We start from the raw sequence: 24,494 nt of genomic DNA on the forward strand, positions 1-24,494 counted from the left end.
AAAATCATATTTATTTAAAAACACCTTAGATAAGGGGGAAGTTGCTGTTGAGCTGGTACATTGATCCTGATATTTTATTAAAATTGGGCATTGCCACGTTGATTGGCATGGTCATCGGGCTTGAGCGCGAATTAAAAAATAAGCCGCTCGGATTAAAAACCTGTATCGTTATCGCCGTCAGCTCATGCATGCTGACGATCGTCAGTATTAATGCGGCATATCATTTCCCTAAATACTACCGCATCATGATGGACCCGCTGCGTCTGCCGGCACAAATCATCTCCGGCGTCGGGTTTATCGGAGCCGGTGTCATCTTGCGGAAAAGCAACGATGTCATTTCCGGCCTGACGACATCGGCTATGATCTGGGGGGCTGCGGGGCTCGGGCTGGCAACGGGAGCCGGATTTTATAAAGAAGCGTTTGCCAGTCTTCTGTTCATCCTGATCAGCGTAGAATTTCTGCCATGGGTGGTCAGAAAAATCGGTCCCGACCGCCTGCAGGAAAAAGACATCCGCATCAGAATGTCGCTTTCTGATAAGGACAAAATGACAGAGATTTTAAAAGAAATGAAAAGAAGAGATATCAAAACACACTCCGTCCGGATCGACGACCTGGGCGAAAAGGAATTTCCGATCATGGAAGTAAAGGTCCGCGTCCATAAAAACAGATACACGACCGATGTCTACTATGACATTAAAGACATTGAAGGCGTAGTCGGCGTAAAGTGTGATACATTATAAAAGCCAATGGGACATGAATCCCATTGGCTTTTCGCTGTCATCGAAAAAAACATTGAAGTCTCTATTACTTTCAAATAAAATACATATTAGTAAATAAATATAATAAAAGGAGATGTTCCTCATTACCAAAGCCCGGTTTACAGTAACTGTCGCCCTCATTTTGACTGCTTTCTTAAGTATTTTTGCCATAACAGAATTCATATCCCCTCCTCAATCTCAATCATCCAAGAGCAGCAAGAATCCTAAAAATATTATCTTAATCATCGGAGACGGAATGGGTATGCCAATGATTAACAGCTATAGGACATTAAAAAGCGAAAAGCTGAACACTCCCGTCCAAACAGCATGGGACTCTTATTTAACAGGCATGCAGATGACACATCCTAACGATCCCAGAGACAATATTACTGACTCTTCGGCTGCTGCAACCGCCATGGCAACCGGAACGAAAACGTATAACGATGCCATTGCTGTAGACAACAATCATCAGCAGCTCAAAAGCGTAACAGAAGCTGCCAAGGAGAATAAGAAGTCCGTCGGCTTTGTCGTGACTTCGGACTTAACCGACGCCACTCCCGCTGCTTTCGGCGTACATAACATCTCACGGAAAAACTACACTGAAATTGCTGACCAATACTATGATGAACGGATTAATGGATCTCATAAGGTTGATGTTTTACTGGGAGGCGGAGCGAAATATTTCATTCGCAATGACCGAAATCTTGCTGAAGAATTCCAAAAAGACGGCTATCATTATGTGACCACAAAGCAAAACCTGAAAAAAAATCAGCACGATAAGCTGCTCGGACTGTTTGGAGAAGTAGAATTAGATAAAGCGATTGACAGAGAGAACAGTACACCTTCTCTAAAAGACATGACAGAAGCGGCACTCACTCAGTTACAGAAGAACGAAAACGGTTTTTTTATGCTTCTGGAAGGAAGCAATATTGACAATGCAGCCCATGAAAATGACGTGGTGAGCGCTTTGAGTGAAATGGAAGATTTCGAGAAAGGTGTTCAAGCTGCTCTGGATTTTGCGAAAAAAGATAAAGAAACGCTGGTTATTATTACAGCTGACCACTCTACAGGCGGGTTCTCTTACGGCGCAGAGGGAATGACGCGCGAGACCGGCTATAAATGGGATCCTTCCCCAATCATCGCCGCTAAAAAAACGCCGGGCTATATGGCAGAGAAGATCGCTGAAGGCCAAGATGCCGAAAAAGTGCTCAGCACTTATATTGATATGAAGCTGACGGAAAATGAGATCAATCAGGTTAAAAACGCAGCCTCACAATCGAATACAGCTGCTGTCCAAAAAAGCATTCAATTGATTTTTGATAAACGGTCTTTTTCAGGCTGGACGACGTTAGCCCACACCGGGGAAGACGTACCGGTTTATGCTTACGGTCCGGGAAAAGAAAAATGGAAGGGGCTTATCGACAATACGCAGCAGGCAAAAAACATTTTTGCCATTTTAGAACAAAAATAAAAAACTCCGGCTCACAGCCGGAGTTTTTTTATTAAGGAGCGCCGCCCCAGAAAGGATCGGCGCAAATTTCTTAAGCTAACTTCGAAAAGTCAAATTCGGTTATCGGCGTTTGATTTTCGATATCGTTTCTGAATCCCTTCAGCATTTCTTTTTCTTCTTCTCCTATTGAATCAAGGTCAAACATTTGGTGGAGCAATCCATAAATCAGCATATGGCGCAGGCGGAGGAAATCCGGGATTTTCTTGAGCCATTCGGCGGCAATTTCATTTTCCTCCCTGTACCCTTTCATAAAATGTGTCATAAATTCTTCTGTAAAGGCTGCTTTATTTTCATATGGGACAACCGGATACCATAGTACATTGTAGAGAAGAATGCTGATGTCATTCACAAACCAGTTGTACCCGATATCATCAAAATCAAATGTAGTGATCTTCCCATGATCCCAGTTAAAATTACCATGGTGAAGATCTGCGTGAACAAGGCCGTAGCTGTCACGTTTTTTTGGCAGTTGCCGCAACTCATTCATTAAATCGTCTGCCTGCTGAAAAACCTTTGTCTGATCTTCAGGGACATATTTTCTGAGCTTCAACTGCTCTTCTTCATCCCACTCTTGTCTTTTAAATCTTGGATTGCTCAGTTTATAGCTTTTTGTCAGGCTGTGCATTTTCCCTGTATATCTGCCAAGCTCAAAAAATAGGGTTTCGTTCCACTCAGATTCGTCTACTTTATGACCCGGCGCCTTTTCATACACTCTCAATAAAAATGCTCCGCCGTTTCCGTCCGGCACTTCCTCAACATCCTTCCCGTTTAACGACGGGATCGGTTTGGCGACTGAAAGCCCGCCTTCAGCAAGATGATGGAGCCATTCCATCTCTCCCATAATATAATCCGGCGACCGGCGAATCGTGTGTGTAATCTTTAAAATATAAGATTCATTGTCTTTGGCAAACTCATACACATAGTTTTCCGCATCCGCTAAAAACTGTACTTGATCTCTAGTAAATCCATATATAACGGCAGCTTCTGCCAAAACCTTTTCTTCATCAAATATTGCTTTAATATCTTTATGCATGCTGATTCTCCCTCTTCATATATTTAGATAATTCTCTTATCGTGTGTTTTTTCGCAAGATTCAAATCATCAACATACCAGCCTTTCTTTTCCATCTCTACTTCCATTTTGACAGCGAGCAGCGAATTTCCTCCTAAATCAAAGAAATCGTTGTCAATTCCTACATAATCCAGGTGGAGAATTTCCTTCCAAATATCTAAGAGAATTTTTTGCTGTTCTGTCTCCGGCCCGCTATCTTCTGTTTCAGCTCCTACATGTTCCTTCACTAACAGAGCCCGCAAATGCTCCGGCTGATTGGTATCTAAGGCCATTAAATATGGAGAATGCAAGGATTTTTCAGCATGCAGCACTTCCCAATGAGCGTTTGTGTTTTCCATTAAAGCGGATTGCAATACGTTATCAGCAATCACTTTCGCCTTTTTGCGAGGCGCGGGCTGTAAAGAGGACGCCCATTCGATATGTCCGCTTTGATCCTCTACCTCATCGACGGTTATGTGATAAACCGTTTTTAACAGGCCAGCCTCTTCCTTAAAGTGATGCTCAGCCAAAAACTCAGAAAAAGCCCGGTTCTTTTCTGATTTCTTATACTCCAAGGACAACGTCGCAAGCTGTTTATCCCGTGCATAAGAAGCAAGGCCTGACAGCACTTTATGTTCAATTCCTTTGCCTAGTGCGCGGCAGCTGAGCAGAAAAGTATCTAGCTTTAATGAATCTTCTGTTCGGATTCCCATGATTGCACCGACGATGCCTTCATCACTGAATCTGTCCGCTGCTTCAACGATCCAGCCGATATGGCCGTCCGTATTGAGCCGCTGGGCAAGCTGCTCTTCACGATAGACTGACGGATTCATATTGAACTGATTAATTCTCGCACTCATCTGAGCAACTCGCGGCAAATGCTCTTCTGTCATCTCAGTCAAGGCGATACGCAAGTGTAAGCCGGAAAGAAAGTCTTCAAGCGAACGGGACGTATTCAAATCTATTTTTCTTTCTTGCGCTGCCAAATATCGTTCCGTGCGCTTTTGATCAGCTTCTGTCACTCTGAATCTGTCAAATGCCCAGACATGGTCTAAGAACATCGGAATAGAATCTGTATCAGACGGCAGAAGCAAGGTCAGAACCTCTGGCAGGCGTTCGTTCATTTCCAGGCATTGAGCCGGATCATCATCTAAGAATATGAACCGATCCACTGAAATGTTCAGCTCATCGGCCATTTCTTTCATGTTTCTTGCTTTCTCATTCCAATTAATGCGGGACAGGACAAAGTCCTCTTTCTTCAAAATCATATCTGGATGACGTTCAAACACATTCCAGACGTCTTCTTCATTATTTCTGCTTGAAAGCACAAGGAGCAGACCCTCTTCTTGTTTCTTCTTTAAAAATTGCTGCAGCGCTCGGTGGGCAGGAGTAATCATGACTCCTTCCGGACCAACTTCAGACACGGTACCGCTCCACAAAGTGCCGTCACAATCGATGGCGGCCGCTTTAAATGGCGGTTTGAGCCATGCCGCAAACTCACGTGCCACCCGTGTTCCCATCGCCGCATAAAATTCTTCAGTAAACGGTATTCTTGCCGCTCTTTCACTTTGCGGGTCAAATATGGCATCAAGCTGGTATGTTTGATGCAGCTGGCGGAGATCAATCAAATGTACATCCGTTTCTCCAGCAAGCTGCGCGATCCAATTCTGCTGGGATTGCACAAGGATGTCCCGGAGCTCCTGCTCTTTCACATTTTCCAGCGGCAGCAATCCAATGAAATAAGGCACTTCCTTTTTCTTTTGTTTCATGATGGCGAGCAGTTCATCTGAATTATATTGAACGTGAGCCATTCTTTCTTCCAAAGAAAGACCTGAATCCCCTGCCATATCCTCAAGGCGAATCAACAGCAGGTTAGCACCATTTTTTTGCCGTGACAGCAAGCTTTCTTCATTAAGCAATTCTTGAAACACCTGACCGTAAGGAGACAGCTTTATATCTAGATTGATATCAAACTGTTCGCCCCACCATTTTAGGTAAGGCACAATCGGATCAGCCGTAAAATTGGAACAGATGGTTAATGGGCACGAGATGACTCGGTTTGACTCTCTCTCCCTTTTCCGCTCGGCCTCTTCCTGCTCTTTTTGGCTCAGCACCGGAATGTCCTTTATGCGTTTTTCAGGCTCTTCTGCAGCTTTTTCAGCAAGAGAGATAAAATGAGAAACAAATGCCTGCATGGATTCATGAGTGAAAAGGGACCGGTTGTATTGAAGCACACATTTAAGCTCTCCCGTCACTTCCTTCACGACGTCCATTTTCATATCAAGCTTTGAAATGCCCTTTGCGAATTCGTATGTTTCAAATGTTAATCCGCCCGCCTCTATTTTTATATTCGGGTCATACTCATTATGATAGATCAGCATGGTATCAAAGAAAGGGTTGCGGTTCGGCTTGATCACCGGCTGCAGCGCTTCTGCCATTTGATCGTATGGATAATCCTGATGGTCATAAGCTTCAAGCAGAGTTTGTTTTGTGTGTTGAAGGTTGCCGGCAAACGACTCTTCAGGATTCAAATGAATTTTGATCGGCAAAAAGTTTGTAAACATGCCGATCGTATTCTCAATATCCGCATGTCGCCGGCCTGCCACCAATGACCCAATCATCAGCTCCTGCTGTTTTGTATAGCTGGACAAAAGCATGGCATAGAGCTGAAACAGTATGACATTGTTGGTCAGCTGCTGCGCCTCTCCGATTTTCTCAAGCTTTTCTAAAACGCGAGGCGGGATTGTAAACTTAATTGCCCTGCCTAAAAAGCTTTGTTCTTTTCGTTCATAATCAAGAGGCATATTCAGCACGGGCACTTCGCCCTCAAGCTGCTTCAGCCAATACTCTTTTTGTCGTTTAAACATGTCACTATTAAAAAATGCCTGCTGCCACTCCGCATAATCTTTATACTGAATGATTTTTTCCGGGAGCTGTTCCCCTCTATATAAATGGGTAAATTCTTTTATAAAAATATTCATCGAGGCGCCGTCCGCCACAATATTATGCATATCAACAAGCAACGCATGTTTTTCTTCCTCAATTTTGACGAATTTCACCCGAATTAATGGAGAGACCTTAAGATCAAATGGCCGTATAAATGAACTGATTTCGTCATCAAGCTCATCCATTTTCGCTTCGGTTTGTTCAATCGAAAAATCAAAGTTCTGATGGATTCTCTGCACAGGTTCTCCATCCTTAATTTCAAACGTTGTACGCAGTGTTTCATGCCTTTCGATCAGCTTTTTGAATGTGTCCTCGAAGCGGGCGGCATCAATTTTTCCGAAGCACAAAAGAGCCATCGGCATGTTATATGTGGTGACTTGCCCGATTCTCTGATGAATCAAATACGTTCTCCGCTGTGCCGCTGACAGCCTGTATACGTCTTTTTTCTCTGAAGGCTGAATGGATGTATATTGATTTCTGTCAGAGCGCTCAATAAGTGCGGCAAGCGCACGGATTGTTGGGTGCTGGAACACGTCGCTTAGCGTAAGCTCCGCTCCAAATTCCTTGTGAATGCGGGAAATCAGGCCAGTGGCGTTCAATGAATGCCCGCCTGTTTCAAAGAAATGGGTATCTAATGTGACACGTTTGACTCCGAGAATGTCCTTCCACGTAGCTGCCAAGACCGCCTCTGTCTCATTAAATTGAACATCTGATTCTGTATCCGCTGTCTGCCCGTCATTTGCTTGCTCAGGCACCAAAAGCTGAAAATTTTCTGCCACCGGTGTTCCCGACTGTTCATTTGTCCGGCCAATCCAATATCTTTCTCTTTCGAAAGGGTACGTTGGAAGCGGAATAAGCTGGCATTGCTCTTGATCATAAAAAGCTGTCCAATCGACCGGCACCCCGTGCAGCCACATCTCACCCAGTCTGCTCAGCAAGTAACGGTAATCAGAAGCTGCCTCCTTTGGATGCCTCATCAGCTGGATTGCAATGTGCTGCTCGTCCTCTGCCTGATACAATTTGCTGACAAACGAACGCAGCGCATTTCCAGGGCCGACCTCTATAAAAATTGGATCCAGCTCTTCTTTTAAGCGTTTTGCGCAGTTCATAAATCTGACGGTTCCCCGCAAGTGATCAGCCCAATATGACGGATCTCCAGCTTCCTCATCAGTGATCCAGTCTCCTGTTACATTTGAGACAAACGGGATCTTTTGTTTTTTAAATTGATAGGCTGAGAGCTTTTGTTTCATGCTTTCTAAAACCGGTTCCATCATATACGAATGGAAGGCATGTGATGTATGAAGCTTTCTGCAGCTGTGTCCTTCCGCGTTCAGCTTCCTTTCCAATGCATCAATCGCACTTGATTCTCCTGATACAACACATGAATCCGATGCATTCACAGCAGCGATTGAAATGGTTCCGTCTGTATACGATTTGATGTCTGCTTCGCTTAAAGAAACGCTAAGCATAGAACCGGACGGCAGATTTTGGAGTGCTGCCCCTCGATAGCTGACGATGTCAAGAGCATCTTCCAATGAGAGCACACCGGAAATGGCTGCAGCCGTATACTCACCGATGCTGTGTCCCGCCATTGCTTTCGGCTTAATTCCCCAGTGGATCAGCATTTTTGCAAGTGAATATTCGATACAGAACAGAAGAGGCTGCGTATATTCAGTTTGGTTAATCAGTTTTGCATCATGCTGATTATTGTCAGAGAAAAGCACCGTGCGCGGATCTGTGTCCATATGATTTTTTAATATGTCAAAACAGGCATCGAGCTCTTCCTTAAAAATCGGTACAGTATCGTAAAGCCCTTTAGCCATATCAACATACTGCGCCCCCTGTCCCGGAAAAAGAAAGACAACGGGCCGGCTTGCAGATTGAGAGCTGCCGGTTTTAACAGACTCATAGTCATTTTCATGAATAGCCTGAAGAAGCTCAGGCACATCCGCTGCCACAATCGCTTTTTTATAAGGAAACGAATGACGCCCTACTTTGAGGGTATATGCCGCGGCTGCCAAATTGGCCTGCGGATTTTTCACGAAATAGTTTGACAGCCGGTCTGTCATGCTGTTTAAAGCGGCCGGTGTTTTGGCTGACAGCAATAAGAGTTCAGCGTCATGTCTTTCCGCTGCCTTTTGCTGTGCCGGCGCTTCCTCTAAAATGACATGGGCATTTGTTCCCCCAATGCCAAATGAGCTAACGCCCGCTCTGCGCGGGAACTCATTTTCTTCCCAAGGGGTGAGTTTCGTATTGACGACAAATGGTGATTGCTCAAAATCAATTTTGGCGTTTGGCTTTTCGAAATTCAGAGTCGGCGGAATCACTTTGTGCTTTAAGCTTAGAACTGCTTTCATAAATCCAGCTACACCAGATGCATCATTTAAATGACCGATGTTGGATTTGACAGAACCAATTCTGCAGTAGCCGCGACGGTCCGTTTGGTAAGCTTGTTTTAATGCTTCAATTTCTATCGGATCACCGAGTGTCGTCCCTGTGCCGTGAGCCTCGACATAGGTAATGGTTTCAGGCTCCACCTCGGCCATGTGCAGGGCTGTTTTGATCGCTGTTACCTGGCCTTTGGTGCTCGGCGCTGTATATCCAACCTTTCTGCTGCCGTCATTATTGATCGCAGTACCTTTTATTACTGCATAAATATGATCTCCGTCTGCTTCAGCATCTTCAAGCGTTTTTAAAATGACCGCTCCTGCCCCGTCTCCAAATACTGTGCCTGCCGCCTCATCATCAAAGACGCGGCAATGCCCGTCTGGAGAATGGATCATACCTTCTTGGTAGAGATACCCGGATTTTTGCGGCAGGCGGATAGAGACCCCGCCTGCAACCGCCATATGGCAGTCCCCATTTAACAAAGCCTGAGCAGCAAGGTGAATAGAGACCATCGAGGTTGAGCAAGCAGTCTGCACCATCATGCTCGGCCCTTTCAGGTTAAGCTTATAAGAAATAAGTGTTGCCATGTAATCTCTCATATTCAAAACAGCTGTTTCCAGCGTCTTTGAGTCTTCTCCAGACTTTGCTCCCTGAAGAGCCCTCAGCACCCATTCTGCATTGAGGCCCGCTCCGGTATAAAGGCCGATCTGCCCTTTATAAGTGAAAGGATCGTAGCCGGCGTCTTCCAAGGCCGTCCACACGCATTCATGAAAGATACGGAACTGCGGATCCATCATGGCAGCTTCCTTCGGCGTATAATCAAAGAAGCCGGCATCAAACAGATCTACATCCTCCACAATTCCTTTTGCTTTGACAAATCGCGGATCATTCAGCAGCTCTTCATTAACTCCCTCTTCTCTCAGCTCCTCATCAGTGAAAAAAGAAATCGTCTCTTTCGCATTTTTTAAATTGCTCCAAAACTCCTGCACGTTTTTTGCTCCCGGAAATCGGCCTGCCATACCGATTACCGCAATTTCAGCTCCATGATTCGCATAATGAGAATTACTCATTCTATTCGCCGCCTCTCAATCTTTTATCTCGCTGATTGCGTATCCGCGTTTTTCTCCGTCCCTTGGATACAGCTGCCATTTCTTCTTTATCCTCTTCACTTTCCTCTTGATCAGGACTGATAAATTGCGCTAAAGCAGCTACAGACGGGTATGTGAATAAAGTCACCACAGCCTCGTTGGTTCCCAATTCTTTATTTAAACGGTTTGTCACTTGTACAATGTCTAAAGAGCTGGCTCCCAAATCAAAAAAGTTATCATGTATGCCGACTTGCTCCAGACCCATGAAATCTTGCCAAATGCCGCATATGACCTGTTCTGTTTTGTTGCGGGGGGCGACATACGGATTATTCAATTCAGGTCGGGTGTGTAAGGCGCCCGTCTTCTTCTCCTCTTTCGCTATGCTATCGGCATTCATGGATATCCATTGCTTCATTCTGTGTCCCAAATCACCTGTTGAAACTAATAAATGGCGATTGTTGATATCTGACAGCACATATTGAAAAAGAGCTGCTCCTTCTTCAGGCAAAATGGCAAGTTCAGCAATAGATTCTCCGATAGTAGATTCAAGCTGGCCCCAGAAGTTCCATGCATCCCAGTTCACGCAAACCCAAGGAGTCTTGCTGCGCTGATTCACCCTCGCCGCAAAAGCATCCATATAAATATTCGCTGCTGAGTAAGCTGAGAAACCGAGACCTCCAAGCAAAGCACTAATCGATGAAAATAAGAAACAAAAATCTATATTTTCGTTTTCTAATAGAGATTCAAGCACTTTCAATCCCCTGACTTTAGACTGGAACTGGTCTTCTCCGCCTTCAATCGTTGCAGGTATATCTGTAATCGCCCTGAAAGACGAACTTCCCGGAAGCCCGGCAGCGTGAAAGACGCCGTTCAGCTGTCCAAACTCAGTATGAACCTTTCTCATAACAGCCTGCATATCCGACAGGCTTCCCGCATCTGCCTGAAGAGCTGTCACCTTTGCGCCTAACCGTTCCAATTCTTTTATTTTCAGGATTTTCGCCTTAATCGGATCATCTTCCTCATGTTTCTCGCACCAGCTTTCCCACTGGCTGCGCTGCGGAAGTTCACTTCTTCCTGTCAGAATCAGACGGACGTTTCCTTCTTGTGCAAGCAGCTTTGATAACACAAATCCGATTCCGCCAAGCCCTCCCGTAATAAGATAAACACCTTTCGGGCGGATCATATTCGGCAAGCCGGACGCTTTATTTAACTGAACAGGCTGATACATCTGCACCCATCGGCGGCGGTTTCGGTATGCGATAATTTGATCCTCGCCCGCTGCATCAGTTTCTGTCAGGATTTGGTTAATCAGCTCCTCTTCTTTCCATGTCAATGTATCCGGTAAAGGAGGAATGTCGATGTTCCAGCACTTCAAATGGTTATATTCCTGCGGGATGACTTTCAACGGCCCCAAAATTGTCGATTTTTCAGCATTGATTTGTTCTTCTCCAGTCACCTCATGAATCCCGCTTGTCAGCACAAACATGTTACATTCGTTCATTTGTTTTTGATTAGATGCCGCCTGTGCAGTAAAAATCAAACTATAATAGCCGTTTTCACTGTACGTGCTGAAAGTTTTGGAGGATTCCCCTTGCTCCGAAACGCTCCACAGATGCATCATACAGTTTGGAAGAAGCCCGTCTGAAGCAAGTGAAGAAAATAAACGCTCATAATGTGTCCCATCAGCTGGATTGATGACATACAATCCGCTGTTTATTTTTTTGAATTGCCGGTCTCTCGTGACAATTACGGTCTCGTGTCCTTGGCGGCGTATCGCTTGCACCAGCCGATCTCCAAAGGCTGTTCCTTCATGGAAAACCAGGGTTTTTCCGCTTTCAGCTGGCTGCTCTTTCTTTCGGCTGTCAGCGGACTTGATCTTTCTTTCCCATGACGGCAGATAGAACCATTGATCCATCGGTTTCTTTTTATTCCATTCATCAACTGCGGTGAAAGCAGCCGCATTGTCAGCCGCTTCAATCCAATAGCGTTTTTTCTCAAAAGGATAAGGCGGAAGCGATATCAGACGCTTAGGCTTATCACCGCCATACTGCCTCCAGTCAATTTTACAGCCGCAGACCCAAAGCTGACCTAATTTCTTTAAGAAATAGGAATGATCATGCGCTGGTTCTTGAACATGTCTGACGAGATTGACGATGTCATGCTGGCTAGATCTCTTCTTATGCCTTCTGGCAAATGTGCTTAACGTGCTGCCCGGTCCGACTTCTATTAACAGAACGTTATCGTCACTCAAAATCTGTTCTAATCCTTCATGGAAGCGGACTGTGCCTCTTAAGTGCTGAGACCAATAAGCCGGGTCTGCTGCTTGTTCCGGTGTTATCCATGTTCCCGTTACATTCGAAACAAATGGAATCCGAGGGGTGTTCATATCCTGTTGCTTTACAATCGCGGCAAATTCCTCAAGAATGGGTTCCATCATATAAGAATGAAAAGCGTGAGAAGTATGCAGGTGGCGGCCGGCAACGCCCTTTTCTTCAAGAAGAACCGCAAACGTCTCAATGTCTTCTCTTTTTCCGGATACTACGCATAAGTCATGAGCATTGACAGCCGCAAGTGACAGACTGTTCGTAAGCAGCGGCTGCAGCTCTTCCTCTGATAGCTGAACACTCATCATTGCTCCAGATTCCAGCTGCTGCATCAGCCTTCCCCGCTCCATTACGAGCGTTAAAGCCGTGTCTAATGAAAACACGCCTGACAGGCATGCAGCAGTGTATTCACCAATGCTGTGTCCAATCATATAATCCGGTGAGATGCCTGCACTTTGCAGCAGCTTTGCGAGCGCGTATTCAAAGATGAACAGCAGCGGCTGCACAACAGCGGTCTCCGTCAGCTTCGCCCCATCATTTGAATCTGGGAAGACGATCGCCTTCAAATCAATTTGATGTGACTTCTGTGCTAAGGCAAAACAGCGGTCCGCTTCTTTCTGAAATACAGGTTCAGCTTCATATAAATCTTTCATCATATCAATATACTGAGAGCCTTGCCCGGAGAACATAAAGGCAGTCGGGCGCCCACTGTGTCTTTGATAAGCTGTGAGCTCTGCACCGCTTTCCCATTCCGTTGATTTTGACAGCACGACCGCTTTTCGGTATGAAAATTGTTTTCTGCCAACTTGCAAGGTGTATGCCACATCCTCTAACGGAACGTTTGGATGCATTCGAAGAAATTCCTTCAATCGATTTGTCATCCGCTCTAAGGCTGTGTCTGTTTTTGCTGACAGAACTAGCAAATACCGCTGGCTCTCGGAAGCTTCTCTGCCTGACTCCGGCTCTTCTTCCAGTACAATGTGCGCATTTGTGCCGCCAATTCCGAAGGAGCTGACACCCGCCCGCCTTGGATCAGCGGATTCCTTCCAGTATGTCGCCTCGGTATTGACATAAAATGGCGTCCGGTCAAAATGAATATGCGGATTAGGTGTTGTGTAGTTCAAGCTTGGCAAAATTGTTTTATGTTTTAGCGATAAAACGGCCTTAAAGAGTCCGGCAATCCCGGCAGCGCTGTTTAAATGTCCGACATTGCTTTTCACTGACCCGATTGGAATTGACATTGGCCTGTCACTTTTAAAAACCTGGCTCAGCGCTTCCATTTCGATTGGATCACCCATTTTTGTACCGGTTCCGTGAGCTTCGATATACCCTACTGTGTTCGGATCAATCCCTGCATTCTCGTATGCATTCTTTAACACTTCGGCCTGGCCTTCTACGCTCGGGGCGGTAAAACCGACTTTTCGGCTTCCGTCATTATTCATTCCGACCCCTTTTATGACCGCATAAATGGTATGCCCTTCTTTAACGGCGTCCTCATATCTTTTTAAAACGACAATCCCCGCGCCATCGCCAAAAACTGTGCCGCCTGCATCCTCATCAAAAGGACGACAATGCCCATCAGGTGATTGAATCATGCCATCTTGATAAACATAGCCTGACCGCAAAGGGGTGCTGACAGTTACGCCTCCCGCAAGCGCCGCGTCACATGCTCCGTTTTGCAGCGCTTGACATGCCGCTCCAATATTGACTAAAGAAGTGGAGCAGGCTGTTTGCATTGTGATGCTCGGCCCATGCAGGTTTAATTTATAAGCAAGCTGGGTACTGAAAAATTCTCTGTCATTTAACAGCATGGAGCTAAACTGTTCAGTCCCATCCAGTTTCCCTGCGAAACGTGTAATCCATTCGAGGTTCGGACTTGTCCCGGTGTAGACGCCGATTTTCCCTGTTGTCCGCTCAGGGTCGCAGCCCGCATCTTCTAAGGCCTCCCAGGCACATTCATGTAAAAGCCTGAATTGCGGGTCCATCAATTCTGCTTCTCTTGAGGAATATTGGAAAAAATCCGCATCAAACATATCAGAGTCCTCGATGATCCCCTTCGCTTTTACATAATCGGGGTGCTGCAAGAGCTGGTCATCAATGCCTGACGCTTTTAATTCTTCATCCGTAAAGAAGCTGATAGTTTCTTTGCCGTTTACGAGATTATTCCAAAACTCATCCAAATTGCCGGCTCCCGGAAAACGCCCTGCCATACCGATAATCGCGATATCAGATCCCTGACCGTTCAGACGGCTTTGCGACACCTTTTGATGCTGCGTCATTTCTGGCTGCCCGGCCTTCGTTTGAACCTGTTGATGAAGATGCTTCGCCAGGCTGCGAACTGCGGCAAATTGATAAAGCAGAACTGGTTCCACCTTCCAATTCAACTGATCTGTTAATTTTGCCGCTAATTGAGAGATATCAAGCGACGTAGCCCCCAGCTCAAAAAACGGCGTATCATCGTCAAGCTCATTGAATCCAAAATGCTTTATGACAATTTCTCTGATTGTCTTTTCAATAGCAGATAACGGCATTGCACGAAACGGTTCTGCCGACTGGTGAGGCTCATCTTCTTCAAGTTCAGCCCGTACTAAGCCGTTAGGCAACGGGAAATGCTGCTTTGTAAAAGGGTAAGTCGGCAGAGCTAACCTTTTATTATGCTGAGGTTCATGCAGGACGCTGAAATCAACCTCAGACCCGAGACTCCACAACGCTCCGTATATATGTAACTTTAAAACGTCTGTGTGTCCTTGTGTGCCGAGATCACCTGTCATGCCAATTGCTTGGCGCTCTGTAAACACTGATGCCCCCTGAGTCAAACGCAGGTCTATGCAAATAGCAGGTTCCTCCCGCAAACAAGACGAGATGTGTTCAAAAAACCGTATCGGCTTGCAGATTTGGCCGGCCCAATAACTGGCATCCGCTGCTTCGTCATCTGTTATCACTTTTCCAGTGACAGATGAAACGACTGGAATGTCTGGTGACTTCATGTCCAGCATGCCAAGGAAGTGCATGAATTCTTCCGCTGCGTCGACCAGAAGATCCGATTGAAACGCAATATCCCCATCAAATAACTCAGCAGCTATCCCTTTTTGTTCAAGCCGCGCCTTCAGCTGATACACATCCTCTGGCAAACCGGAGACGGCACAATACCGCTCATCAATCAGCGCAAGGGATAATGATTTTTCTAAGTATTGAACGATATCCGGTTCTGACAGGCTGACACCGAGCATTTTTCCTGCCGGCGACATTCTGATTAACTCTCCGCGTTTATATGCGGCTGCGGCCCCTTCTTCAAAGGAAAACATCCCTGCCGCGCAGGCCGCCGTAAACTCCCCGAATCCCCGCCCGATAAAGCGGTCTGGTGTTATGCCGATGTGCTGTAAGAAACGGACTGCGGCGTATTCCATGATGAACGACAACGCATGAACCAATCCCAGATTTTCCTCTTCCCGGTACGTTTCTGGAGCAGAAATACATGCTTTAAAGAAGCTGAGTACATCCTGCTGAAAAGCATTTTGCACCTTTTCAAGGCAAGCATCTACTTCTTGTTTGAACAGGTTTTCCGTGCGGTACAGCTGCGCATATCGGCCAAAGCCCTCTTGAACGTCTCCCGCAAATACAAACATAGTGCTGCTTGGAACAACCGCCGATTCGGTGATTTGTTTTTTATGCCGATGATCAGAAAGCTGATCAAGCAGATCCTTTTGATGTGAAGCGACAAAGGAGATTCTGTACTGGAATTGCTTTCTGCCAAGCTGTAGCGTACGGGCTATGGCTGGCAGCGGCGCTTCCGGGTTCCGGCGAAGAAAATCAGCCAATTGATCCATTGAACGGGTAAGCTCCTGTCTTGTTCTCCCAGAAAGAACAACGAGCTCAGGACCGCCGGCTGGCATTTCATCAGTATGAGATGGGGGCTCTTCAAGGACAACGTGAGCATTAGCGCCGCCGATTCCAAAGGCGCTCACGCCGGCTCTTCTCGGTCCTTGCAGAGATTCCCATTCAGTCAGCTCTGTATTGACAAAAAACGGCGTGTTCTCAAACTTGATGCGCGGGTTCGATTTTTGATAGTGAAAAGCGGGCGGCAGCATTTTATGATGGAGCATCATAACGGTTTTTATAAATCCCGCTACCCCGGAGGCGGCGTCCAAATGCCCGATATTCGCTTTGACAGAACCAATTCGGCAATATGCTTTTTTATCTGTATTGAAAGCACGGGTCAGCGCCTCAATTTCAATCGGATCTCCGACAGGCGTTCCTGTCCCGTGGGCCTCAACATAACCAATGCTTTCCGGTTCCGTTTCCGCCATCTCCATAGCTGTGGCAATGACATTCGCCTGGCCTTCAGCACTTGGAGCCGTATACCCAGCCTTATTGTTTCCATCATTATTAATTGCAGAGCCCTTGATGACCGCATAAATCACATCACCGTCAGCTTGTGCGTCTTTCAATCGCTTTAACGCCACCACTCCGGCTCCTTCACCAAAAATGGTTCCGTTCGCCTTTTCGTCAAACGGGCGGCAATGACCATCTGCTGAATAGATCATTCCTTCCTGATAAAGGTACCCAGATATATGCGGCAGGCTCAGGGTAACACCTCCGGCTAATGCAAGGTCACATTCTCCTCCAATCAAACCCTGACACGCCATATGTATCGCGACAAGAGAAGTCGAGCAAGCGGTTTGAACCGATACACTCGGCCCTTTCAAATTAAGTTTATAAGCGATTCGTGACGCAAACGACGAATCATTTAAATGCATGATTTGAAAAGCGTCTTCATTCTTATGAAGGGAATACATATGACGGCCCATCCAGGACAAATTGCTGGAAGCACCAGCATACAGCCCGATCAGCCCGTTAAACCGTTCAGCGTCACAGCCCGCATGCTCCAGCGCTTCCCAGGTACATTCATGCATGAGTCTGATTTGCGGGTCCATCAAGGCAGCTTCTCTCGGTGAATAGCCGAAAAACTCCGCGTCAAAGTCCGAAACCTCATCAATGATCGGTTTTGCTTTTACATATGCCTCTTGACGAAGCAGCGTCTCATCTACCCCGGCTTCTTTTAGTTCTTCATCGGTAAATTGAGTGACCGATTCTATTCCTTTTGAAATGTTGCTCCAATACTCATCAATATTTGCCGCGCCTGGAAACTTGCCCGCCATACCGACTACCGCTATTTCCAGTCCTGTTTCTGTCCATTGTTTCTCGTCAGCCATGGAAATCAGCCTCCCATCTATTTTCGTCTCATTCGCTGTTTTCGCCGTTTTTTCCCTTCATTTATGGCTTTTTGGCGATCTGGCTCTATTCCTTTTATGTGCAAGTCATCACCGCTTTGCTGTGCTTTGACGGCTTGGGTTAATGCTGCAACCGTCGGGTGGGCATACATCATCACAACCGGGATATCCACGCCAAGCTCGTTTTTGATTCTCCCGCTCACCTGAAGCAGATCAAGTGAAGAGGCTCCTAATTCAAAGAAATTCATATTTACATCTGTCTCAGAATGAAAATAATCTTTGAAAATATTCATTAACCTTTCTTCAAGTGTGTCCAAGCGGTCTTTTGTCAGCACATGCGCTGCGGTTTGTCTGTCCTTTTTCACATAACTGTCTTTCATTCGTTTGTTTACGTCCTGCAGCGAAATTAGGACTTGCGGATAGCGCAGCTGCAAAGCTCTCATAAACGCTTTCGCTCCTTGAGCCGGCAGGATTCCTTGGTGTTGCTCCTCTTTGTCCGCTATCTTCGAAAGAATGGCTGCCGTTTCTGATTCATATGCCATCCCTACTTGTTCCCAACGGTCCCAGTTAACCGTCACCATGTTTTCACCTTCTTTTCGGCATGCGTGAGCATAACTGTCCAAGAATGCGTTTGATGCAGCGTAGCCGACTTGGCCCCCCGCTCCTAAAAATGAAACAAGAGAGGAACAAATGAAGAAGAAGTCCGGCTGTTTGTTTCTAAGCGCTTTTCTTAACAGAGCGGTTCCTGTTATTTTGGCTTTCGCCATATGCCTCTCATCGTCTGGTGTCCTTGCGTGAATCACTTTGCCATCAGGAATGCCTGCTGCATGAATAACGCCATGAATGGCTTGTCCGAAACGAGATTCTGCCGTTTGCAAGGCTTTTTGAAGCTCTGTCTCGTCTGAAATATCCGCCTGCAATACCAGCACCTCGGCTCCAGCCTTCTCGAGCTCTTCCACAGCCTTGAGTTTTTTGGCTGTATCGTCATTTGCTCTTAGTTTATCGGGCAGTCCTGTCCGGCTTAGCAGCACAAGCTTTGCTTGAACTGTTTCAGCTAAATGAGATGCAAGAGATAATCCAATCCCCCCAAGGCCGCCTGTAATGATATAAACTCCTTTATGCCTGAGATTGCCGGCCATATCAATCTCATCTTGCTTGCGCGGCTGCTTCGCCTGCCGAATCCATCTGCTGTTTCCGCGATAAGCCACAATAGGCTGATCATCCTCTTTTTTAAGTTCATAAGAAATCATTTCAGGCCAGCTTGATTGACCGAGTCGCGGGTCCGGACAAAGATCAACAGCTTTACAGCTGATCTGCTTATACTCTTGCGGAATGGTCAAACAGACTCCGGTCAGCGCAGCCTGATGAGGCTGAAGATCCTCCATTCCCGTCACATCGTGAGCTTGATTGGTCACTACGGTCATGTTTAACCTTTTGTTGCTCTCTGTCCCAAGTAAACGGACAAGATCAAGGAGAGGAAGATAACCGGCTATTGTGTGCTCTGCAATATCTCCATCACGACCATCACAGTCTTGCAGCCACATCCAGATGATTTCATCAGGGATAAACCCCCTTGCATTCAGTTCATCCAGCAGCTTCCGAAAGTGGGCCGTATCACGATGGTTTACCGTAAACGTGTTTCTGTCTGTTTCCGCAAAGTAATCACCCGGGTGGACAGACACGGCTTCCGCTTGCTGTTTTAGGAGATATTGGCTGACATTACTGTTTTCTTCAAAGACAAGTATCCTCTTTCCTTGATGAGTGAATGTCTCATTGACTGGTTCCATTCGTTCCCAGAACGGTACGGAAAACCACTTATCAAAAGGAAGCTGTTTTTCACTTGAAGCAACGTTTAATCTCAATTCGTTTTTGATCTTTTCTTCCATGCCGCCCTGAGATGTTTGCGGATCGGGAAATACTTGATGCTCAAAAGGATAAGTCGGAAGCGGGACCCTTTCGTATGAGCCCCCTTGGCGAAAGTGCTCCCAGTTCATGTTTACACCATGCGTCCAAAGCCTGCCGATGCGGTTTAACAGATAGACACGATCAGATGATACTTCCTTTGGATGCCTGATCATGTTTACCGCAGCATGTTGCTCCGTCATAAAACCCTCATGTTTTCTCACAAACTGCGTCAACGTGTTTCCTGGCCCGATCTCAACAAATACAACATTGCCCATTTGTAAAAGTGTGTTCAGCCCTGAATGAAAATCAACCTTTTCCATGATTTGCGAAGCCCAGTATTTCGGATCTGCGGCCTGCTCTGCTTGTATCCAATCGCCTGTCACATTTGAAATAAACGGAAGGCCAGGTGCCTGGAATTCAATATTTTGCAGAATATCAGCAAAACGAGATGCTGCCGGCTTCATCATGCTTGAATGAAACGCATGGGACGTTTTTAAGTGCTGAATTGCCACTCCTTTCGCCTGAAGGCGCGCGGCAAAAGCATTGATTGGCTCCATAAGACCTGATACAACCGATAAATCAGAGCTGTTTGAAGCTGACAGCTCAACCCCCTCTGTCAATTCCATTTCTGTCTCTCTGCCAGACAGTCTGACGCTCAACATTTCTCCCTCCGGCATTTCCTGCATCAATCGGCCTCTCATCACAACCATATGAAGCGCGTCTTCCAATGAACAAATGCCTGACAGACAGGCTGCAGTTAATTCCCCTATGCTGTGGCCAATCATGTATTGCGGTTTTAAACCTTTTTTGCTCAAGAAGGACGCCAGCGCATATTCAAAAGAAAATAAAATAGGCTGCGTATATGAGGTTTCATGGATAAGCTGTTCGGCTTCTTTGCTTTCTGCCTCATTAGCCGGAAACATGATGCTTCTAATATTGAGTCCTTCCTCAGCTTGCAGAATGGTAAAACAGCGCTCCAGCTCCTCCTGGAATACGGGCTCCATTTCATACAGTTGTTTCCCCATATTGACGTATTGAGAGCCTTGCCCGGAAAACATAAAGACAACTGCCGGCTTCTCCAGCGCTATTGAAGAATTTGCCATATCGCTTGTTATCCCTAAAGGACCAGCCGTAAATGCCTGACGATACTGAAAATGCCTGCGGCCCTCTTGCAGTGTATATGAAACGTCTTGGAGCGGTACCTCTTCATTCTCTTTTATAAATTGCTTGACCTGATCCGCGGCCTTCATTGCAGCTTTTTCAGATCGGGCAGAAATAAGCATAAGGCAGTCTTCATGATCCTCTTGATGACGTCTTTCCTTCATCGGAGGCTCCTCCATGACAACATGAACATTCGTGCCGCCGATCCCAAAGGAACTGACGCCCGCTCGAAACACCCGGTCAGATGCTGTCCATTGTTTTGCTGATGTGCTGACATAAAAAGGACTGTTTTCAAAATCAATTTTAGGATTGGGCTTTTTGTAATGAAGGCTTGGCGGCAGGGTTCTCGCTTTGAGACTCAGCGCCGTTTTAATAAACCCCGCAATTCCCGCGGCGGAATCCAAATGACCGATATTCGTTTTAACAGAGCCGATCGCGCAGAATTGCTTCTTTTCTGTTTGAAACGCTTGTTTAAGCGCCTCTATTTCAACTGGATCACCTAACGAGGTGCCCGTGCCATGCGCTTCGACATAAGAAATACTTTCGGACTCTACACGGCTGATGTTCAGTGCTTTTCTAATGACATCTGCCTGCCCTTCGATACTTGGCGCGGTGTAACCGACTTTACGGCTGCCGTCATTGTTATATGCTGATCCTTTAATGACAGCGTAAATATGATCTTGATCCTTCAGCGCCTGCTTTAAGGTTTTCAGCACTACAACACCGCAGCCTTCACCCCCGACTGTCCCTTTTGCTTCCGCGTCAAATGCGCGGCAGCGGCCGTCCGGCGACATAATCATCCCTTCTTGATACATATAGCCCTTTTTATGGGGACAAGTCACCGTTACTCCTCCGGCCAGCGCCATTTTGCAGTCGCCGGTAAGCAAAGCTCTGGATGCGAGATGCACAGCGGTCAGAGAAGATGAACAGGCTGTATCCACTGCGATACTCGGCCCTTTCAAATTCAATTTGTATGAAATTTGTGTATTCATAAAATCCTTGTCCGTCAACTGAACAGCAGCAAACTGCTCAGAAGAACTGCTGCTTCTCAGCAGCATTGAACTTGCCTGCCAGTACAAATTCGCAGACGCAGCGCCGAATAAGCCGATAGGCTGTGAATAGGTTTCGGGATTATAGCCGGCGTTTTCAAGGGATTCCCACGCGACTTCATGAAACATCCGCACTTGCGGGTCCATTACCTCGGCTTCGCGCTGTGAGTAGCCGAAAAACGCTGCGTCAAAGTGGTCATGCAGGTCTACTTTTCCTTTGGCCCTGACATAATTCTTATGATCGAGCTGTTCTTTAGGCACACCGGCTTCCATAAGCTCTTCTTTTGAGAAAAATGTAATGGATTCCGTGCCCGTTTTGATATTCTCCCAAAACTCTTCAATATTTTTGGCACCGGGGAAACGGCAAGCCATTCCGATAACCGCTATTTCTAAGCCTGTTGTTTTACTCATCAGAAATCCCGCCTAACAGTTGTGCGACATTTTCTAAATCCTCCGCTACCTCTTCCCCACTCTCAGCATTTGCCTGAGAACCCTCAGACTCCGTTTGCCGGCTGAGCTGGGCAGCTATTGCCGATACGGAGGTATATTGAAACAGCTGAACAACAGACAGCTCTTGTCCAAACTGCTCTTTCAATTTGTTCGATAATTCTACGATGTGAAATGAGTTTCCGCCGATATCAAAAAAGTTATCTTCCATGCTGATATCAGATTCAGGTATATTCAAAATGCCAGCAAAAATGGACACCAGCTTTTTCTCAGTTTCATTGTGCGGTTTTATGACCTGCTCGTCAGATTCAGGCTCTTCCATAGGATCTGGAAGCTCCTTGAGATCAAGCTTCCCTGACAGGTTCATTGGAAATGAGTCCACGCGGATGAATCGTCTCGGAATCATATAACCCGGCAGCTTTTCTCCTAAAAACCCTCTCATTTTTCGAGTTTTCAGTTTTTGATCGGAAATGAGATACGCCACAAGAAACTGATCATCTGATTCCTTTTGAACTGGAATAATCACCGCGTCATGAATGATTTGTCCCGACTCCCGGTAATCAAGCAAGGCTTTTCTAATCTCATCAAGCTCTACTCTGAATCCTCTTATTTTTACTTGATCATCATACCTGCCAAAAAATTCGATTAAGCCGTCAGAACGCCATCTCGCCAAGTCGCCGGTATGATAAAGCTTGCCAGCAGGAATATGTTGCGGTTCTGTAAATTTTTCTGCCGTCAGCTCTGGCTGACAGATATATCCTCTTGCCACCCCATCTCCGGCAATGCACAGTTCTCCGTATACGCCAATGGGCACAGGCTGTCCGCAATGATCTAAAATATAAATCTGTTCATTCGGCATCGGCCTACCGATCGGTACGACGGGTTCATTCCAAGAATCAGGTATGGTAAAAGCCGCTGACTGTACAGTACATTCCGTCGGACCGTAATTATTTGTCATCACCGGCTTATCAGCACGAAACGTTTGTAAATATTGCTGAACCAATTGGGGCGGCAAAATTTCGCCGCCAGCCATTATTAACTTCAATTCGTCAACGTGATGCGGCTCTTTCTCAGCGGCTTTGAGCATTAGGCGCAAATGAGAAGGTGTCGCATCTGAAATATGAATGCGGTTCTCCTCATAAAAAGACCATAGCTGCTTTCCATCCATCCTTGCATGATCCGGTGCAATATATAAGGTGTGTCCAAGAAGCACTGCCGGAAATATCGTTTGCACGGATGCGTCAAAAATATGTGAAGCAAGCATGCCGATGCGGAGATGCTCTTGTGAAAACGGCTCAAAATGAAGGCTGTCTATGCCATATACTAAATTGATGACTTGACGATGCTCCACCATCACGCCTTTCGGTTTTCCTGTTGTCCCTGATGTATACAGCACATAAGCGAGATTTTCAGGAGACGGCAGACGCCCATGCTCCGCCGCCCCTTCAAATTTCATCATTTCCTCTATAAATAAGCTTTTTTGATCCTCAGCAGAAATGTCATAATCCTCGTTCGTGATCACAAACCGCGAACCGCTGTTTTTCAGCATATAATCCATCCGTTCGGACGGCATATTTAAATCTATCGGCAAATAAGGACATCCTGCTTTCAATATGCCTAATATGCCAATAACCATTTCTGCTGAGCGATGAACCATCAGCCCCACAGGCTCCTCATGACGAACACCTTCTTTTATCAAAAAAGTAGCAACCCGGTCTGACAATTCATCAGCCTCACCGTATGTGAAACTGACATCTTCATACACAATTGCAGGCTGATTAGGTTTGAGAGCTGCCTGTTCTTTGAAGAGATCGACAATCGATTTTTCTTTCGGATAGGGCTGATTTGTGTGATTAAATGTCGTGATGATTCTCTCTCTCTCCTCATGAGAAAGTAACTGCAGCTCAGAGACCAGAGTCTCAGGCGCCGACAAAGCCCGGTCCGCCAGCATACAAAAATGGCCGGCTATCCGTTTAGCAGTATCGAATGTGTAATGCTTCAAATTCCAGCTCAACTTTCCAGTCAATGTCCCTTCATCATACTGAATGGAGATAAATAGATTCGTGTCTAGCGCTCTCAATGACGCCGGCTGCTGAAGATCATTCATAGCAAGGGAAATGCCAAAGCGGGGCTCCCCTTTTTTATGCAAAGGATGAAGCTCGTCCAATAGTATTTTCACAGGATAATTTTGATGGGCATACACTTCTTGAAAAGCTTGTTTCACATGCTCTAGACAGTCTCTGAAACTCATAGAAGGCTTGATTTTCACCAGCAGCGGAAGAAGATCATTGATCACCGGCTGTGTTTCCCGCTGTCTCAACACAGGGGCCGACGCCATGATATCCGTTCTTCCGCTGTACCTGTGCAGCAATGTGACTGCCGCAGTCATAAAAATGATAAACATACGCAAATCTGAAGCTCCGGATGCCTTTAAGATGGCCTTTTCCAGCTGAGCCGGGAATGAAAAAGTGAATGAAGCTTCTTCATCGTTTTGATCAAGAAGCTGTGAATCATAAGGAAAACGGCAGTCCGACGGGATTTGAGATAATAGAGAAGTCCAATATTGCCGCTCCTTCACTTTTTCAAGAGCTGCGGTTTTCAATTGAAAGACATCGGTTTGGTTCATTGTTATTCACC

Annotated in this window: 7 protein-coding genes; 2 read left to right on the plus strand and 5 right to left on the minus strand. The window is 46.1% G+C overall.

Features of this window, described 5'->3' with window-relative positions:
- Positions 1-41: 41 nt before the first annotated feature.
- The gene (locus tag KHQ79_RS16805; protein WP_072181537.1) at positions 42-740 is read left to right on the plus strand and encodes an MgtC/SapB family protein; all 699 of its coding nucleotides are present in this window, start codon (positions 42-44) and stop codon (positions 738-740) included.
- A 112-nt stretch (positions 741-852) separates the two neighbouring features.
- Positions 853-2,229, plus strand: coding sequence for an alkaline phosphatase (locus KHQ79_RS16810; RefSeq protein WP_225516173.1), 1,377 nt, complete (start codon positions 853-855; stop codon positions 2,227-2,229).
- A 70-nt stretch (positions 2,230-2,299) separates the two neighbouring features.
- Here KHQ79_RS16810 and KHQ79_RS16815 read toward each other — a convergent pair whose 3' ends face one another.
- Genes KHQ79_RS16815 through KHQ79_RS16835 form a run of 5 tightly spaced genes read right to left on the minus strand, consistent with a single transcriptional unit; the run spans position 2,300 to position 24,483 of the window.
- Entirely contained in the window at positions 2,300-3,301 is a 1,002-nt protein-coding gene (locus KHQ79_RS16815; RefSeq protein ID WP_060398087.1) for a phosphotransferase enzyme family protein, read from the minus strand.
- A complete protein-coding gene (locus KHQ79_RS16820; protein ID WP_225516175.1) occupies positions 3,294-9,722 on the minus strand; it encodes a type I polyketide synthase in 6,429 nt (2,142 codons plus the stop codon). The genes KHQ79_RS16815 and KHQ79_RS16820 overlap by 8 nt, the downstream gene beginning before the upstream one ends.
- A 1-nt stretch (position 9,723) precedes the next feature.
- A complete protein-coding gene (locus KHQ79_RS16825; RefSeq protein WP_225516177.1) occupies positions 9,724-17,277 on the minus strand; it encodes a type I polyketide synthase in 7,554 nt (2,517 codons plus the stop codon).
- A gap of 17 nt (positions 17,278-17,294) precedes the next feature.
- The gene (locus KHQ79_RS16830; RefSeq protein ID WP_225516179.1) at positions 17,295-21,821 is read right to left on the minus strand and encodes a type I polyketide synthase; all 4,527 of its coding nucleotides are present in this window, start codon (positions 21,819-21,821) and stop codon (positions 17,295-17,297) included.
- Complete coding sequence (locus tag KHQ79_RS16835; RefSeq protein WP_225516181.1) at positions 21,814-24,483, minus strand: non-ribosomal peptide synthetase; 2,670 nt, start codon at positions 24,481-24,483, stop codon at positions 21,814-21,816. Before KHQ79_RS16835 ends, KHQ79_RS16830 begins: the two co-directional genes overlap by 8 nt.
- Positions 24,484-24,494: the final 11 nt, after the last annotated feature.

Origin of the sequence: Bacillus sp. TSO22, assembly GCF_020223595.1 — a bacterium.
Lineage (GTDB): Bacteria > Bacillota > Bacilli > Bacillales > Bacillaceae > Bacillus > Bacillus inaquosorum.

What these genes read in the sequence shown, in the direction of transcription:
- KHQ79_RS16810 (WP_225516173.1), top strand. Translation starts at nt 853, where the DNA reads ATGTTCCTCATTACCAAAGCCCGGTTTACAGTAACTGTCGCCCTCATT.
- KHQ79_RS16815 (WP_060398087.1), bottom strand. Translation starts at nt 3,301, where the DNA reads ATGCATAAAGATATTAAAGCAATATTTGATGAAGAAAAGGTTTTGGCA.
- KHQ79_RS16820 (WP_225516175.1), bottom strand. Translation starts at nt 9,722, where the DNA reads ATGAGTAATTCTCATTATGCGAATCATGGAGCTGAAATTGCGGTAATC.
- KHQ79_RS16825 (WP_225516177.1), bottom strand. Translation starts at nt 17,277, where the DNA reads ATGGCTGACGAGAAACAATGGACAGAAACAGGACTGGAAATAGCGGTA.
- KHQ79_RS16830 (WP_225516179.1), bottom strand. Translation starts at nt 21,821, where the DNA reads ATGAGTAAAACAACAGGCTTAGAAATAGCGGTTATCGGAATGGCTTGC.
- KHQ79_RS16835 (WP_225516181.1), bottom strand. Translation starts at nt 24,483, where the DNA reads ATGAACCAAACCGATGTCTTTCAATTGAAAACCGCAGCTCTTGAAAAA.